Here is a 16,517-nt window from a genome sequence, read left to right on the forward strand (position 1 = left end):
CTAGGCCGCCAACCGCGGCAGCACTTTGTCGGCGAGCAACTCCAGGCTCGCCCAGGACAGTTCCGGCGGTAGTCCGCCGACAAGCGGGTGCACCCGAAGCTCGTAGTCCGAGGGCAGTGCTCGCAGCCGCGCGACCGCTTCGTCCGGCGTGAGGATCCATATCGTCGGATCGGCCTTGATCGACTCGATGCCCTCCTTCTCCTGCCAGTAGCCGTTCACCGTCGCGTTGCCGCGCTCGGTCGCCCACGCGGCGTACATATTGCTGGCGTGGATCAAGTGCGGGGCTATCTGCCGCAGTGACTTCTCGGGGTCTTCGGTGATGTGCACGAATGTCGGTCCGTGTTCGGGAAAACGCTCGCACGCAGGACGTCCCAGCTCCGCGCACTGCTGCTCGTAGTACTCGTAGAGCTCCTTCGACGCGGGCCGGTAGCCGAAACCCAGTCGTGCCGCACGACGTGCCGAAGGCTTTGCGTTGCCGCCGATGTAGATCGTCGGCCCACCTGGTGTCGCGGGTGCCGGCGTCACGCGGACCGTTTGTCCCTCGAACTCGAAATCCTCTCCCGCCCAAGCCTTCTGCAGTACATCGAGTTTGCGCTCGAAGACCTTCGCGCGATTGGGAAAATCCACGCCGAACATGTCGAACTCGACCGGGCGGTATCCCATGCCTGCGGTAATCAGCACCCGGCCGGGTCCGGCGATCAAATCGAGTACGGCGAGGTCCTCGGCGAGTCGGACCGGGTGATGCATGGTGATGCACAGGGCGGAGAAATGAACGGCGATGTGTCGCGTCGCACCGGCGATCGCAGAGGCGAGCACTATCGGCGCCGGACAGTAGTTGTCCTCGGCTCCATGATGCTCGGCGAGGTACACCGTCCCGAACCCACGCGCGTCGGCCCACTTGCACTGCTCCACCGCCGCGTCGTAAAGAGCTGCCGGAGTGGGAGATTGCGGCCCCAGATCCGGCGCCCTCATATCGTAGCGAAGCCCTATTCTCATGTATCTTCTCCAGTTCGATCGCTGAACAAGAGCGGCGGCAACCACCCACTCACCAGGGCTCGGTGAAGGGCCGACGACCATCGACAGTGGCGCCCTCGACCACAATGCTGTCGACCGACCTCTTCAGCCTGGTCAAGCGCATTCGGGCGATGCGCCATCGGCCGTCGACCTTGCGGTAGCTCTCGGTGTAGTGCCCATAGCCCGTCAGCACCGGATAGCCACTGCGAGCTGAAGGTTCGACAGCGTCGAACATCGCCCAAATGCCGTGCGCCGTCTCGGTATCGACTATTCGTATCTCCGGCATGTGTCCGTGGTGCACGCTCGTCGCTTCGTTCAAATGTCGCCCGAGAGAAGCCACGAACTCCTCCGGCGTTTTCGGCGACGACGTGGACTCGCCGATCTCGAATACGGCGTCATCGGTGAACAGGTCGCGCAGTTCAGGCCACCAATGCAGGTCGAGGAAACGGAAGTAGCGCGCCTTGAGCTGTTTGATCTCCTCAATGTCCTTGAGCTGCTGCACATCTGCGACAGAGACGCCCGACTGGGCCGGGTACTCGTCTCCTGCGCTCGTCACGTCTGTCATGGGTAGTTCTCCTCGGTGCCGACACCGGCCAAGCCACTGTTCAGCGGCGGAGCTCCTGGCGAGGCACAGCAGATCCGGCCGACATGCGTGGCTTCGACCGTCGCACCGATGGTACTCTACGAATGCACTATTTATCGGTCGATTACAGCTGGCGGCAACTGCGCCGAGGCGGTAGCTGACGAAGCCCCGACGACTGCACGTTTCCAATTCCCATCGAGACGGCAACGCGAGAGGTTTGTGACTGGATGTGATTCCCTGGCGGAGACCGGCGCGCCCGAGGGCTCACGCCACTGATCCCGGTATACGGATCAAGTCCGACGGCTCGAAGGTGGTTCTGGTCGGAGTCGACGACTCGGTGTCTTCCTGGCGTGCGGCAGCCTATGCTGCGGGCCTCGCACGCCGCGAAGATGCACTTCTGATAATGATCTACATCCGTCCGATCGTCGCGGTCACCGGCCCGTACGGGTCTGTCGACGTAAGTCCCGACCACTCCCAGAGCATTCTGAGCCACATCACCGAGAGTCTCCGGCACGCAGCCGGACGAGGCGTCCCACGATGGCAGTTCGTGGTTTCACGCGGAGACCCGTCGACGGGGCTGATCCGCGCTGCCGACCGGTACCAGGCGGACGCCGTCGTCGTCGGCACGTCTCGACATCGATGGGGCCGGTTCTCGAGCTCCGTCTCCTGCACGCTGGTCAAGACCGCACGGTGGCCGGTGACCGTGGTGCCCTAGCGGGCGCCCGCAGTGCACCCCGCAGGTTCGATAGTCCGGAATAGGTTGGATGGCGCAAATCGCGCACTCGAACCGGCGAAACGAAGCGAATGGCCGACGCGAATCCGTTGACAACGCGGAGCGAACACCCCGCGGTTGTCGAGGCCGGGCTCGGTGCGGCCGGGTTCGACGGGACTGGGCGATTCGATGTATTCCGAAGACAGCTACCCCGGCGACGATGGCATCGCGATCGTCACGAACGAACTCCGTGCGGAATCTCATATCCGCCACCTGGTGCGAGAAGCGCCGCACCAAGCGTTGCGTCGCGCCGAATCCCTTCGTGACTCGATCGACTCACAAGCCCGTCCGCGCGCACACCTGTACGCCACAATTCTCGACGCGGTGTGCGCGACAGCCGCTGCGCTTTCGGATACAGCAGAGCCGCTGCTGTCCGAGGTGCTGGCTCGCTGCGCGGCGGCTGGAATTGTGCAACCTCTGCTCGACGAGGGACCCGAATTCGTCGACAGGATCAAGACGGTGGCCGCCGAGACTGTGCGAGGTCGTGGTATTCAGGGTGAATCAGCACGATCCTTTTTTGACCGGCTGTTCGCTCCCGACCGATGCACGGTGTCGGACACCGGCTCCGCCCAGCCGAACTAGCTGGCAGATGAACCCCCCAATCGGCCGGCCTTTCGTCTTCCTGCGCTGGTGCCCGCAAAGGTCCGGGAGATCACACCAACGTGCCTGCCGGACCTGCCTTTTCGCTACGGCTTGAGGGCATCCAGATCGGCGACCTCAGCGACGGCGATCGCACCACCGGTCGTCTGGCCGATGACCAGCTTGCCGTGTGCCGCGGCGACCGGATCGATGTCACAGGGCCCCGAGGCGGGGCGTGGTAGATGGAAATAATCGATCCGGTGAGTGGTCGTATCGAATCGCCCCACCGTGCTTCCCCCGGTGAATCCGCCGTTTGCGGACCAGAGATTTCCATCTGCCCCCAGTACCAGAGGCCCCATCGACGGCATCGGCACCTCGGCGGTGGCAATCGAATACTCCGCAATCACGCCGGTGTCCGGATCGATGCGGCCGATCTTGCCGCCGACCGACTCACTGAACCAGATCGCGCCGTCCGGACCGATGGTCAGGCCCTGCGGGACCGCGTTCGGGGTGGGCACCTGGTGTTTGGTGAACTCATGAGTCACCGTGTCGTATTCGATGATGCTGTTGGTCAGCGCTGCCGAAAACATCATCTTGTTACCCTTGCCGGGCATCATGATCGTCGTCGGCACACTCAGGCCGCCGCCGGGGATCGGTGTCTCGGAGATCTGGTGACTCTTCAGATCCACGCGCCCGATTTTCTGCGCGATCGATTCCGCGAAATACATCGCGTTATCAGGGCCTGGCCAGATATCCGTCGGGGTAGACGCCGGGTCGCGAGTTGGGAACGTACTGAATTTCCCGTTGGTGGGGTCCAGGAAGGCAACACCGCTGCTGGCTCCGAAATAGGTGAACCACAGGTTGCCGTCACTCCCTAGCGCGGCGCCGCCAGCCGTTGTTCCGGGCACCGGGAGGGGGTGGCGCTGGATTGTCCCGGTCGCCGGGTCGAGTACACCGATCGCCCCGATGTTGCCCGTCTCGCTGGGATTGACGATTTCCTCGACGAATATGCGATCGCTGGACTGCTGGTAGACGCCTTCGCATGGCGCATGGAGTTGATCTGGATACTCGACGAAACCGCCGGTCGGCGCGGCCGATGCCGGCGAGATCGCGACCAAGCCGAGTGTAGCCAAAGCCGTGGCGGTGCATGCGGCCGAACGTATGGCCACAGACCTCCATCGAAGCCCTGTCATTTACTGACCTTTCTGTTCAGGTGGGACGTCTGAAAATCCTGGTGCGAAGGTCGAATTGGTCTCTAGTGAGACTGAATGCCGGTAGGGTGCGGCGTCTCCTTGGTTCGAGCCTCGTCGGAGCTGCGCTTCCCGTCCGTGGCCGCGACGACGCTGAAAATCGCGTAGGCGGTCCCGATGCTCAGCGCGATCGTCACAACGGCACCGACATAGGTCCAGAACAACGGTGCACCCATCGTCAGGACGACGAAGGTAGGCCAACCTGCCCACAACTCCCAGGCGCCGAAAGCACACGGAATGAGCGGAACGGCCAACAGTGTGGCGCGGGTTCCGAATCGCTCCACTGCGATCGCGAGCAGTACGCCGGAGAAGATACCGCCCAAGTTGGTGAACAACCACCAAAAGGGGAAACCACCCCTATAGAACTGGAATGGCTGATTACCGTAATAATCATAGAGTTTCAACGCCGTCAGCGGAATCTCGATGATCAAATTGGACACGATGATGACGCCGATGCCACGCCAGTACTGCCCCATCGGTGCGCGCCGTCGACGCAGCTCATAGAACAGGTAGGCGCTGCCACCAGCGAACGCCGAGTAGAGCAGCGTGGACCACAGCGGGTCGCCGCGGAAGTTGAACTGTATCCACGACATCAGGTTGCCCTCGCGGTAGTTCAGCAGACCCAAGACACCCCAGAAGGTCTCCATCAGCGCGCAGATCAGACCACCGAGCGCGCACAGCAACAGTATCGGCGATCGGGTTCGGATGAAATCGACTACGCCGTACAGCAGCCACAAACCGAAAACCACTGCGGCGATGGTGAGTACGACTTGATGGGTTCCCGCCGGCGCGATCACGTCGGGAGGAGAGGGATAGGGGCCCGCCAGAAACATTGCCGCTCCTCGTTGTCATGCAGCGACCGTCGGAGGTTAACCCGCACCTCGACACACCGCTCCATCTCGCTACAACACAGAGCCTACAAGGCCTATCTAGGCTTCATCTATGAATGAATCATTTTTCTGTAGAGTATTTTCGCCACCGCAGTCCTGCTGTTCGCGGCCGCAGAGCTCCACCGCGCCCAACGCGCCGGTGCGGACATTCCCGGCGAGACACTCCGCGATACGGCGGGCGCCCCAATGATGTTCGGCGCTATCCCTGCGCCATTCGAGGCCCCGCAAACAGGCGCTCGTTCGGCAAGCGGTTCTTCGGAGGAAGGTTGTCCGCAGATGGCAGTACCAATTCGATCGCGCACCAGCGCCGTCGGCGCCAGTCGTGGATCAGGCCATACGCGGCATCCACCGTGGCTCGATAGTCGAAACGCACCCCACCGAGCAGATCCTCAGGTGGACGTCGTCGCCATGAGCTCGTACTGCCCGCGCTCGTTCTACTTGTATGAAGATCGGTTCCGCCCGACTGGAAAAGTGTTCGCGTCGCGGCCTCGCTCATCCGGTGGGCCCGCATGCCATCTCCGCGCGTGCCGGTCACCGCTTCGCGGCGTTGTCGTCGACAGCGTCCGATGAAAGAGGAGGGCGGTGTTTCCACTCACAGATGTCAGCAACATCGTCAACCCCCTGATCTGCTACAAACGGCCTCCGGACAGGTTGCCGGCGCTTCGCACTCGATCGAGCTGCCGGTACCGCGTTACCGCGTGGTCGAAGGTCGGGGCATCGTTCGCACAGCCGGAAAGGTGCTTCTCGATCTGCAGATACGCTTCGGCGACGTTGTAAGCGCGCGGTGCCGATTCGAGCAGAGCCTGGGGAGCGCGCCGATACCGATCCGGTACGGGCAGCGGTGTCATCGCAGCGCCCGCCTGGCTGCCGAACAACTCGGTCTCGGCGAGCTGCAGATGACCGGAGTTGCCTACCAAGCGGAGGTCTCCATGCGTTCCGTTGATCTCCCACAGCAAGTTCGTCCCCGCGCACATTCCGCCGCGGAAATGCATCGATGCCACTACTCCACTGTCCAGCACACCGGTGACCGCGATCTGGTCTTCAGCGGTCATCGGGATCGATTCGCCGGTGACCGAGTCGCTGACCCGACGCCGACGCGTCGCGGTGGTCGAGGCGACTTCGTCGAACTCGCCGAGAACCATCGCGACGGCGTCTGCCGTGTGCCCGAAGGGGATCGTCAGCATAGTTGCACCGTTCGAGGCGTCCAGCGTGTATCGGTCGCGCCCGGAGACCGTCGCCCCCCACGCGCCACCCGACCCGATCACCGTGGTGGACAGAACCTCTCCGACGTACCCTTCGGCCACCAAATCGCGAAGGTATCGAACAATCGGCGCGCACCTGGCCTGCAGCCCAACGAACGCCGGTGTCCCTGCGGCTCGCGCGGCTTCGGCGAGCTGGGTAGTCTCCGCCAGCCCGTTGCCCAGTGGCCACTCACACAGCACAGCCTTGCCCGCCGCGATCGCCGAACTCACCAGCCGCCGATGTTCCGGAACCTTGACGGTGACCACCACGAGATCGATCTCGGGCCGCGCGACCAGATCGTCGACACTATCGAAAGCTTGTGACACACCGAACTTCTCACCGGCGGCCGCAGCGGAGGCCGATGTGCTCGCGACCAGCCCGCGCAGCTCGAATCCGTCCAGACTCGCAATGGCGGGCACATGCGCGGTGGCCGCCCAGCCGCCCGAGGCGCTGAGCCCGACGATTCCGACTTTGATCCGCCTGCCGCCCGATGCCGAGGTTCGCATGACACGTCCCTTCTCTACGGGGCGCCGCCGCACGCGCGGCGCCACGGTCCATACCGCTCAGCCCAGCCGGAGCTTCCCGGCCAGCCCATGCAATATACTCTACACATTGACTATTTATCACCAGAGTGATCGCCCAGCGGTCGCCCGCGATCCCAACGCCTGCATCGACGTGCCGGGACCGTACCGAAGCCTCGCAACTGGAGAAGACCATGTCCGACGACAGCGCCACCTGGGACCTGCTCATGGCCGAGCGCGATATCGACCGAGCGCTCAAGGCCTACTGCCGGGTATCGACCGTCGTGATGCCGAACTGCTTCGATCCGTCTACCACGACGACGCCATCGACGACCACGGCGGCTCCTTCGTCGGCGGTCCGGATGCCTACGTGGAATGGGTGATGGAGCACCTGCTGCATTTCGCCGCCACGATGCATACGTTGCACAACTGCACGATCGAGGTCGAGGGCGATGTCGCCAACGTCGAAAGCTCCTGCATTGCCCACCATGTGCGTCCGACCGACAGCGACGAATTGATCATGGACGTCTTCGGCTGCCGGTACATCGATCGGTTCGAGAACCGGCCGGGGCCTGGCTGGCGAATCTCGCACCGCATCGTAATCAGAGAGTGGCGGATGCGCCAGCCGATGTTGCCGGAGGCCGAGCAGCCCCCGGGCTTCGCGCGGTCGCGCCGTGACCGGATCGATCTCAGCTACCTGAAGCGCCTGCCGACACGTGCCGAAGCGGCCGAGGCCGGCTTCTCGGCGCAGCCGTGGTAGCGAGGCCCGGACCGAAGGTAAGGAACGCACGTGGTCACCACAGTCGGACAGATCCTCGATCTCCTCGACCTCCAGCAATGCGGGCCCGACCGTTACCGGGGGCCAGAGCCCGCCGAAGAACGGGAGCGGCTGTTCGGCGGACATATCGCGGCACAGGCCCTGATGGCGGCGTCGAAGTCCCTGTCCGAGAGCGGGCAGGTACCGCTCGGATTCCATTGCTACTTTGTGCGCCAAGGGATTCCCGACATCGCGGTCGACTATTCGGTCGAACGGCTCAGGCGCGACTCGACCGTGTCGACCTGCCGCGTGACTGCGACACAGAACGGGAAGACAATCTTCGAGGCGATCACGGGTTTCGGTGCTTTCGATCCGGGGGTCGACGATCTCCACTCCCTTCCCGACTCTCCCGATCCTGACACTCTCACGCGTATCGAGAAGCAGCTCGCGCCGTACGCCGACGAATATGACGGATGGTGGATCCGCCGCCGTCCCTTCGATATCCGCTACGTGAACCCGCCACCGCGAGTTGCTGTCGACCAGCCGGTCGCGCCGCCTCCAAGGAGCAGACTCTGGCTTCGGGCAGAAGAGCCGGTACCGGACGATCCGATTGCCAATCGCTGCATGCTCACCTATCTGAGCGATATGACGCTGCTCGATCCCGTCATGCTCGCCGCGAGGCGAACCACCCGCGGACCTGGTTTCATAGCATCCCTGGATCACGCGATCTGGTTTCACCACTACGCGAATTTTTCGGACTGGCTGCTCTACGACAAGCACGCTCCGAGCATCCAACGGGGCCGAGGCCTCGCCCGTGGCCGCATTTACAACCGCAATGGTGAACTCGCGGCGACGGTGGTTCAAGAAGGTGTTCTAGGTCGCTGACGCGACACCCGAAAAGTACAACAGCACAGAGAGATTGGATCCCCATCGCCATGAACGACCCCGAACGAATTCTCATACTCGACGGCGCCCGGACGCCGATCGGCCGATTCGGGGGCGCCTTCGCCGGCGTCCCGGCGCACGAACTGGGTGCCACGGCAGCGAAGGCAGCACTCGCACGCGCCCATGTCTCCGACACCGATGTCGATGAAGTAGTGATGGGTTGCATCGGGCAGGTCGGCCCCGACGCCTACAACGCACGGCGAGTAGCTCTGGCAGCCGGCCTTCCGGTCACGGTGCCCGCGTACACCGTGAACCGATTGTGCGGATCAGGACTGCAGGCGATCTGGTCGGCGGCGATGCAGATGCGCTGGGGCGGAGTGGATTTCGCACTCGCAGGCGGCGACGAGAACATGTCCCGCATGCCGTTCTACGACTTCGGCGCCCGCAGCGGATACAAACTCGGCGATCGCACCCTCACCGACGGCACGGTCGCGATGCTGACCGATCCTTTCAGCCGGGTGCACATGGGCGTCACTGCGGAGAACGTCGCACGCAAGTACGGAATCGATCGAAACATGCAGGACGAATTCGCCGCCGAATCCCAGCGACGGGCCGCCACCGCCGCGGCTGCCGCCGCATTCGCCGAGGAGATCTGCGCCGTCGACGTTGCGGGCCCGAAAGGCACGACGGTCACGGTCTCGACGGATGAACACCCCAAACCCCAAACCACCGTGCATACGTTGGCGGCGCTGCGCCCCGCCTTCGAAGACAGAGGCACCGTCACCGCCGGCAACGCCTCCGGAATCAACGACGGGGCCGGTATCGTCGTGCTCGCCCGCGAAGCCGTGGCCGCCGAGCGCGGCCTGCGCGGATTGGCCGTCATCGAATCCGTGGCCACCGCGGCGATCGAGCCGGAGCTGATGGGCTATGCGCCGGTGCCCGCGCTGGCGAAGCTGTTCGAGCAGACGGGCCTGACACCGGGAGATATCGACATCATCGAACTGAATGAAGCTTTCGCCTCACAAGCGGTAGCCGTCATCCGCGACGCGAAGCTCGATCCGGCGAAGACCAATCCCTACGGTGGGGCCATCGCATTGGGTCACCCCGTCGGAGCCACCGGCGGCATCCTCACCCTGCGGGTGGCCAAGGCCTTGGCGCGAGAGGACGGAGAACTGGGGATCGTCACCATGTGCATCGGTGGAGGTCAAGCGCTGGCCGCGTTGCTTCGCCGGGTTCACTGATACTGCGTCCCACCCTCGATCGCAGCGCCGGCCCTCCGATGTCATCGACGTCGGAGGGCCGGCCACCGCAGTGGATTGGATCAGTGGATGGTCACGGTGCCTGCGGCGCCGTCGACGGTGAGAATCATTCCGTCGGTGATCCGTTTGGTCGCATCCTTGACTCCGAGCACACACGGGATCCCGAGCTCGCGGCTGACGATCGCCGCATGACTCATCGATGAGCCCACATTGACGACCACCGCCTCGGCGGAGGTGAACAGCGGGGTCCACCCGGGATCCGTCCACGGCGCGACCAGAATCTCGCCCGGCTCCAGATCGACACCGTCTTCGGGATCTTCGATGATCCTCGCCCGGCCCGTAGCCACGCCGGCACAGGCCGACAGCCCGGTGAGGACGTCACCCGATTCCGCTGTCTCGGCACTGGGATTCACTCGTTTGTCCCACTCGGTAACCGGTGGCACCTTGCCCTTCTCGATGAGCACCGGGGGCTCCAGCTCCGAAAGCAGCTTCCACCACTCCCACCGCTCCTCGATGGTCCGCTTGAACGCCTGCGGATCGTTCACCAGGGCGTCGAGTTCGTCCTCACGCAGCATCACGATGTCGTCCGCGCGGTCGAAAATTCCGCGGTCAGCGTAGCGCCGGCCGAGTTCGACCAGGCACAACCGCGCCTCGTGGAGAACGCGGATCGTGTTGGTCTTGCTCTGCTCGCGCGCAATCGAATACACGGTCACCGACCGCAGGACGTTCTCGAGTCCGGCCAGCTCGTCCGGCTTCCCGGCCAAACGCTCACGTACCTCGTCGAGCAGCGCCTCACGTTCGGCTCGCAGTCGCTTACCTTGCTCGGCGGGATTCTTGCTCTCCGGCTGCAGGCGCATGCGGTCGATCATGCCCAGTGGAATCGTCGGGAAAGACTCCCACGTCTTCGCATTCGCTTCCCACTCCTGCGTCGATCGCGAACCGAAGCGGTAGAGCAGGTCGTCGAATCCTTCGACGAACGACACGACCGCGGGATCCGACGACGCGCGCAGGCGCTGCTCGAGCCCCGCCATTCCCTTCTCGAATTCAGCAGTGAGCGTGTAAGAACCGGCTACCTGTCGGCCCAGCTGCCACATGGCCTCGTTGGGCGCCGCGGACGCGATATTGCCGAGGCCGCTCATCAATCGAACGGTGAGGGTGGGATCACCCAACGACGCCAATGCCTCGTCCAGGGCGCCGGTGACGATTGAACCTTCGTAGACCATCCGGAGATGGGTGCGAATGAGCGGCGGGTAGTCCACCGACATGACCTCACGCTCACGCGCTACCAGCTCCGAATCGGTGAGCGTCGACAAGTCGGGCCGCTGTGACCGCAACTTCTCCGCGGCCTTGCGGTGCTCCTCGACGTCGGGACGCGCGGTCTCATTCAGCACACGCTGCACGGTGGCCAGGATGCGTTCGGTGTATTCCGGTTTGTCGTCGTCGGGATGCGGCTCGTAGGGCGGAGCTCCCCTGTCTCCCAGGTAGGTTCGGTCCATCAGATCGGGCGTGGCGCCCGGCATGCGCGCGCCGAAGGTGCGCATATTCGACAGATTCAAGTAGACGTAGCCGTGCACGAGGCCCTGGATATCGATGACATCGGGCCGGAATTCGTCCAGGTCGAACGCGCCGAATTCGACCAGCGCCTGTCTCCACTCTCGCTCTGCGGGTGGACCACCCACCATGCTCCAGAAAAGCGGCGTCGCAGCGGTGGAAGACACCTCGCCTACGTTGCCCCGGGTGTAGACCGGCCATCGGGAACTCAGTTCGTTATCCACTACCCACGGGCGCGTGATGTCGACCATGCCGATTCTCCTTCTCTTCCTCGGCTTCTCGCACCTGGTGCTGCGCAGAGCCCGGCCGATAGGCCAGTACGCCGGAAATTTTCCGGCAATCGAATATGTGATACCTCCCACGGTCAGCGCCGCGTGATGTACATTACATGACGATAGTCTATCTCGCGACTATCGACAACAAGACTAAGGAGCTGTGATGCCGACCGCGAACAACGAGAAAGAACAGCTGGTCCTGGACTTCTTCGCGGCGATGGGGCCCGACCTGGAGACCTTCAAGAAGACGTACCGGACGTATCTGGCCGACGACGTCGAATGGGAAAGCGTCGGATTCGACCATCACCCCAATCTCGAGGATTCACTTCGTTACCTCGATACGCTGGCCGAGCAAACCGGGATGGCCTACTGCGACATCAACGTGATCAACATCGCCTCGGCCGGGGATCTCGTCTTCACCGAGCGGGTCGACACGATGCGTAAGGCGGACAACTCCAAGATCATGGACTTCCGAGTCGCCGGAGTGTTGGAGGTCCGCGACGGCAAGATTCACCGCTACACCGATTACCTGGACAGCCTGGGTACCGCTACCCAACTCCAGTCTCTGGCCCAGGAGATGGGCCACGCCCCGGCCGGCAGCTGATCCGGAAGACCGGACGGGCGGGAGCGTGTCACTCTCGCCCGCCGGTCGCAACTCGCTCGTCCGGCAACGTTCGACGTTCAGCCGATGATGCCCGGAATCACCTCAGGATCATTGTTGACGACCGCGCGGCCCTGTTCCACCCAGGCAGAGAGCTTGGCCGCGACACCCGGGCTGCGCAGCGAGGTCTCGTCGAAATTGTGCGCGTAGCGTTTGGCGGCCAGGGCGACCTCCGGGTCCTCGGTTGCCACCTGCGATAGCAGCGCGCCCGCCCGCATCGCCTCGTCGGTAGGCCGCTCGACTCCGATCAGCTCCGCATCGGGATAGGCACCGTCGGTCGACACTGCCATCGCGAACACCGTGTCGATGACACTCTTCATCGCGGCCTGCGTGCGCCGGCCCAGCCCCGCTGCGTCGGGATTCTCCGCCAGGACCCGGGCAAAGCACAGCGCCTCACACGCCGCCACCGACATCCCCTGTCCATACAGCGGATTGAACGCCATCACCGCGTCACCGACCACGAGATACCCCTCGGGCATCCGCTCGAGTTCTTCCCACATGCGCCGCCGGCTGCCTCGAATCCGGTACGGCACAACAGGTCCGAGGAACTCCGCCTTGCGGGCGATCTGTCCGACGATCGGGCTGGGAGCCGAATCGAGGTGCGCGAGAAAGCGGTCCAGGTCCTTGGGCGGGTCCTGGTCCATCATTCCCAGACCGGCTACGAGGTAGACCCCATTGTCCGCCGGAACCACCGCGGCACCACGACAGTTGTCCGGATTCGGATGTGCCAGCACACCCACGACACCGTCGGTGAACACATCGTCCGGCAACCGGACCTCCGCCGTGGCGTATCCGATATGCGAGCGCAGTTCCTTCTCCTGCGGCTCCGAATACCCGAGGTCTCGAAGCCATTCCGGCGATTTCGACACCCGCCCGGTCGCGTCGACGACGAGATCGCCCTCGACGACGTTTCCGTCCAGCAACCGCACGCCCGTCACTCGCGAGCGATCGTCGGTAGCGGTCAATCCGGTCACCGAGGACGTCACCACGCCCACATTGGGCAGGGCCAGCACACGGGAACGCACGACGTGTTCGAGCTGTGGCCGGCGCATCATCACGGTGCGCGCACCACTGCGCACTCTGCCCGCCCAGCCGTGACGGCCGAAGACTGCCAGGTCAGCCGGCGAATCGACCATCCGCGCGCCGGCGGCCTCGAAGTCTTCGACTATGCCGGGAAGCAGCTCAGCCATGGCGTCTTGTCCCGCACCGAGCAGGGCGTGCACCTGGCGCCCCTGCGGCACTCCCCGACGGGGACCCGGTTCGTCGGCCAGCACATCCTTCTCGACGATCACAACCCGCTCCACATGGGGGCTTGCCGCAGCAGCCGTGAGCAGGCCGGACATCCCCCCGCCCGCCACTATTACCGAACTCGGACCCACGGGGCCTCCTACATCCGACGACTCAGGAATACATTGACGCTATATAGTTTGTCATGCGAGTATTTATGTGACAAGCAACATATTCGAGGGAGAGACACACACGATGAACATCCACCCGGGCGCGGAACCTCTCACCGATGCCGAGAAGGCCGTAGTCGGCTTCCTCGACGACTGGGGGCCTGGGCGGTGGCCGCATATGCGGGACTGCTACGACCGGTGGATGACCGACGAGGTCTCCTGGGAGAACACCGGATCACCGGCCACCAAGGGGAAAGCGGCCGCCATGCAGTTCCTGACCACCCTGCACGACACGCTGGAGATGGAGTACTGCACCGCCGAGCTGCTGAGTCTCGCCTCGCGCGGCAACGTCGTACTCACCGAACGTGTCGACCGGGTCCACGGTGCCGACGGCAGCGTCCTCATCGAGATCCCGATCATGGGCACCTTCCTCGTGGAGGACGGCAAGATCGCGCGCTACGCCGACTACAACGCCGACTCCCCCATCAAGCAACGCTTTCCCCGGCACCAGCACTGACGCTGAAGCGCAACGACGATTGGCAGGCATACCTTGATCAACAGCGAACTGGAACGGGCTGTCCATCGGCTGGTCGCCATCGAAGAGATTCGGCAGTTGAAGGCACGCTACTTCCGCTGCGTCGACCTGCGGCTGTGGGAAGAGTTCGCCGATCTCTTCACCGACGACCTGACGGTCGACTTCGCCGAATCGACGTCGGACCCCAAAGGCAAGAAGGAATTCCTTGCCAGTGTTGCGCGGCACTTCGAAACGGGATATTCGGTGCACCACGGCCATATTCCGGAGATCGATATCGTCGACGAGACGACCGCCACGGGCGTATGGCCGATGTACGATCGCGTCGAATCCCCGGCCGACAGCGGCTACGTCTCGCACGAAGGATGGGGGCACTACACCGAGACATACCGCCGCTGCGATGACGGCAAATGGCGCATCTGCCGCAGCCGGCTCAGCCGTATCCAACGCGACGTTCTGCCCAAGCGTGAGGAGTCGGTGAGATGACGACGATCGGCCTGTCCCTCCCCCAACTAGGTCCCGTTGTGTCGGCGACGCTGGTACGCGACTTCGTCCAGCAAGCCGATGAGATGGGCTTCGACACCCTCTGGGTGCAGGACCATTTCATGTACGCCCTGCGGCAGGCCGGCGAGTACGGCGGCAGCGCCGCCGAACAACCGAGCGTCTACCGATCCGTCTGGGCACCAACGGAATTGCTCGCCGCGGCAGCAATCTGGACCGAGCGGATGGAGTTCGGCACCAGCGTGCTGGTCGGGGGGAACCATTGGCCGGCCCAACTCGCCAATCGACTCGCGACCATCGACCGCATCTCGGGCGGCCGGTTGTCCGTCGTCGGCTTGAGCGTGGGCTGGTCCGAGGAGGAGCACCGCGCCGTCGGCGTCGACCCCAAGACCCGCGGCAAGCGAATGGACGACTTCGTACCGGCCCTTCGCGCGTGCTGGGGGGCCGATCCGGTGGAGTACCACGGCTCGTTCTTCGACATCGACCCGGCGATTATGCAGCCGAAACCGAGTCGCATACCCAAGTTGATGTCGGGGATGTATTCCGAGCCGGGTCTGGCCCGGACCGCCCGCGACTTCGATCTGTGGAATCCGGGTTCGATGCCGATCGATGCTGTGGTCACCAGCTTGGCAACCGTCAATGCACGCCGTCCGACCGGGAAGCCGCCGGTCGGTGCCATCTACCGTATGGCCCAAGAATCCACAGCGGGCAAACGCCTGTCCGTCGACGAAATGACGCTGCGCGCCGAAGAATGTGTCGCAGCGGGTCTCGACGGCATCATCGTCGAGACCAATTTCTGTTCCGAGATCGATTCCCCCGCCCAGTGGCTGAACATTCTCGGCGCTCTCGAACCTGTCGTGAACAGCGTCCGCGGACATCGTGACAGCTGAGCCCACCAACCGAAAGAACGATCCGATGATTGCCACCACCGAACGACTGACCCTGCGCACCACTGCCGTTCGAAAGATCGCCGACGATGTCGTCGAGTTGACCTTCGCGGCTGCGGAGGGGAACGAACTTCCCGGGTGGGAGCCCGGGGCCCACATCGAGTTGGAGTTGCCCTCGGGTCTATCTCGGCAATATTCACTGTGCGGCTCGCCCGCTGATCGATCTACGTACACGGTGGCGGTATTGCGTGAAGAGAACGGCCGTGGCGGATCGCGAGAAATTCACGAAATTGCCAGCACCGGAACGCAATTCGACATAAGCCTGCCGAAGAATCACTTTCCACTCGTCGCTGCGGACTCGTACCTGTTCATCGGCGGCGGTATCGGAATCACCCCGCTGATCCCGATGATCGAAGAAGCGCGGCGCCGGGGCGCGACGTGGCGGCTCGTGTACGGCGGCCGGAGCGCGACATCGATGGCTTATCGGGATGTCCTGGCGAACTCGGGCGCACAAGCCGATATCTGGATCGAATCCGAGCGCGGATATCCCGACCTGCCCGCGATTCTCGCCGGCGCCCCCGCCGGCACGCAGGTGTACACGTGCGGACCGACAGCCATGATCGATGCCGTCGCCGCTGAATTCGCCCGCCACTCCCACCTCGGCGGACTCCATTTCGAACGGTTCAGCGCCAGCGGCCCGATCGACACCGGCGGCGACTCCTTCGAAGTGGAACTGCGACGGACCGGCGCCACGTTCACGGTGCCCGAGGACAGCACAATCCTCGCGGAAGTGCAGAAACTTCTTCCCAACCACCCGTCTTCGTGTGAGGAAGGCTATTGCGGGGAATGCGAAACCCGAGTGCTCGCAGGTGAACCCGACCATCGCGACGACTATCTGACCGAACAGGAGCAGGAACAGGGCGACGTCATGATGATCTGCGTCAGCCGCTGCAAAGGTCCC

General features: G+C 63.8%; 18 protein-coding genes. 11 read left to right on the forward strand and 7 right to left on the reverse strand.

Translation table 11 applies throughout. From position 1 onward, the window contains the following. Together ACPCUW_RS26335 and ACPCUW_RS26340 are read right to left on the reverse strand one after the other, a co-directional pair. Nucleotides 1-1,041: an LLM class flavin-dependent oxidoreductase gene (locus ACPCUW_RS26335; RefSeq protein ID WP_423427782.1), complete on the reverse strand. Its 1,041-nt coding sequence runs from the start codon at nt 1,039-1,041 to the stop codon at nt 1-3. Between the two features lie 4 nt (nt 1,042-1,045). After that, a complete protein-coding gene (locus tag ACPCUW_RS26340; RefSeq protein WP_423427784.1) occupies nt 1,046-1,579 on the reverse strand; it encodes a nuclear transport factor 2 family protein in 534 nt (177 codons plus the stop codon). A 328-nt stretch (nt 1,580-1,907) separates the two neighbouring features. Here ACPCUW_RS26340 and ACPCUW_RS26345 point away from each other — a divergent pair, with 328 nt between their 5' ends. Beyond that, a complete protein-coding gene (locus ACPCUW_RS26345; RefSeq protein ID WP_423427785.1) occupies nt 1,908-2,312 on the forward strand; it encodes a universal stress protein in 405 nt (134 codons plus the stop codon). A gap of 186 nt (nt 2,313-2,498) precedes the next feature. Next, nucleotides 2,499-2,951, forward strand: a complete 453-nt coding sequence (locus ACPCUW_RS26350; protein WP_423427786.1) for a hypothetical protein — start codon at nt 2,499-2,501, stop codon at nt 2,949-2,951. A 104-nt stretch (nt 2,952-3,055) separates the two neighbouring features. Here ACPCUW_RS26350 and ACPCUW_RS26355 read toward each other — a convergent pair whose 3' ends face one another. The 3 genes from ACPCUW_RS26355 to ACPCUW_RS26365 form a co-directional block, all read right to left on the reverse strand. Next, complete coding sequence (locus ACPCUW_RS26355; RefSeq protein WP_423427788.1) at nt 3,056-4,066, reverse strand: virginiamycin B lyase family protein; 1,011 nt, start codon at nt 4,064-4,066, stop codon at nt 3,056-3,058. Between the two features lie 137 nt (nt 4,067-4,203). Beyond that, on the reverse strand, nt 4,204-5,031 hold the full coding sequence (locus tag ACPCUW_RS26360) for a hypothetical protein (RefSeq protein ID WP_423427789.1): 828 nt from the start codon (nt 5,029-5,031) through the stop codon (nt 4,204-4,206). A gap of 686 nt (nt 5,032-5,717) precedes the next feature. After that, complete coding sequence (locus tag ACPCUW_RS26365) at nt 5,718-6,836, reverse strand: Gfo/Idh/MocA family protein (RefSeq protein ID WP_423427791.1); 1,119 nt, start codon at nt 6,834-6,836, stop codon at nt 5,718-5,720. Nucleotides 6,837-7,045: 209 nt separating this feature from the next. Here ACPCUW_RS26365 and ACPCUW_RS26370 point away from each other — a divergent pair, with 209 nt between their 5' ends. From ACPCUW_RS26370 to ACPCUW_RS26385, 4 genes are read left to right on the forward strand one after another with little or no spacing between them, the layout of a single operon-like run. Then, a complete protein-coding gene (locus ACPCUW_RS26370; protein ID WP_423427827.1) occupies nt 7,046-7,234 on the forward strand; it encodes a hypothetical protein in 189 nt (62 codons plus the stop codon). After that, nucleotides 7,177-7,611: a nuclear transport factor 2 family protein gene (locus tag ACPCUW_RS26375; RefSeq protein ID WP_423427825.1), complete on the forward strand. Its 435-nt coding sequence runs from the start codon at nt 7,177-7,179 to the stop codon at nt 7,609-7,611. The genes ACPCUW_RS26370 and ACPCUW_RS26375 overlap by 58 nt, the downstream gene beginning before the upstream one ends. Nucleotides 7,612-7,641: 30 nt before the next feature. Further along, nucleotides 7,642-8,493 carry an acyl-CoA thioesterase gene (locus ACPCUW_RS26380; protein WP_423427792.1) on the forward strand — a complete coding sequence of 284 codons (852 nt, stop codon included), beginning with the start codon at nt 7,642-7,644 and terminating at the stop codon, nt 8,491-8,493. A 50-nt stretch (nt 8,494-8,543) separates the two neighbouring features. Further along, nucleotides 8,544-9,734 carry a thiolase family protein gene (locus ACPCUW_RS26385; RefSeq protein WP_423427794.1) on the forward strand — a complete coding sequence of 397 codons (1,191 nt, stop codon included), beginning with the start codon at nt 8,544-8,546 and terminating at the stop codon, nt 9,732-9,734. Nucleotides 9,735-9,814: 80 nt separating this feature from the next. Here ACPCUW_RS26385 and ACPCUW_RS26390 read toward each other — a convergent pair whose 3' ends face one another. Then, nucleotides 9,815-11,554 carry a PEP-utilizing enzyme gene (locus ACPCUW_RS26390; protein ID WP_423427796.1) on the reverse strand — a complete coding sequence of 580 codons (1,740 nt, stop codon included), beginning with the start codon at nt 11,552-11,554 and terminating at the stop codon, nt 9,815-9,817. Nucleotides 11,555-11,741: 187 nt separating this feature from the next. On the opposite strand from ACPCUW_RS26390, the gene ACPCUW_RS26395 reads away from it, so the two are divergent. Beyond that, the gene (locus ACPCUW_RS26395) at nt 11,742-12,182 is read left to right on the forward strand and encodes a limonene-1,2-epoxide hydrolase family protein (protein ID WP_423427797.1); all 441 of its coding nucleotides are present in this window, start codon (nt 11,742-11,744) and stop codon (nt 12,180-12,182) included. Nucleotides 12,183-12,259: 77 nt separating this feature from the next. Here the strand turns inward: ACPCUW_RS26395 and ACPCUW_RS26400 are convergent, their stop codons facing one another. Continuing rightward, complete coding sequence (locus ACPCUW_RS26400; RefSeq protein ID WP_423427798.1) at nt 12,260-13,531, reverse strand: FAD-dependent oxidoreductase; 1,272 nt, start codon at nt 13,529-13,531, stop codon at nt 12,260-12,262. Between the two features lie 190 nt (nt 13,532-13,721). Here ACPCUW_RS26400 and ACPCUW_RS26405 point away from each other — a divergent pair, with 190 nt between their 5' ends. From ACPCUW_RS26405 to ACPCUW_RS26420, 4 genes are all read left to right on the forward strand, one after another. Continuing rightward, a complete protein-coding gene (locus ACPCUW_RS26405) occupies nt 13,722-14,153 on the forward strand; it encodes a limonene-1,2-epoxide hydrolase family protein (protein WP_423427800.1) in 432 nt (143 codons plus the stop codon). A 33-nt stretch (nt 14,154-14,186) separates the two neighbouring features. Next, entirely contained in the window at nt 14,187-14,654 is a 468-nt protein-coding gene (locus tag ACPCUW_RS26410) for a nuclear transport factor 2 family protein (protein WP_423427802.1), read from the forward strand. Further along, entirely contained in the window at nt 14,651-15,559 is a 909-nt protein-coding gene (locus ACPCUW_RS26415) for a TIGR03619 family F420-dependent LLM class oxidoreductase (RefSeq protein WP_423427803.1), read from the forward strand. Before ACPCUW_RS26410 ends, ACPCUW_RS26415 begins: the two co-directional genes overlap by 4 nt. 160 nt (nt 15,560-15,719) lie before the next feature. Then, on the forward strand, nt 15,720-16,517 hold a 798-nt coding region (locus tag ACPCUW_RS26420), incomplete at its 3' end, for a PDR/VanB family oxidoreductase (RefSeq protein WP_423427805.1).

The organism is Nocardia sp. AB354, from assembly GCF_049538315.1.
Taxonomy (GTDB): Bacteria; Actinomycetota; Actinomycetes; order Mycobacteriales; family Mycobacteriaceae; genus Nocardia; species Nocardia nova.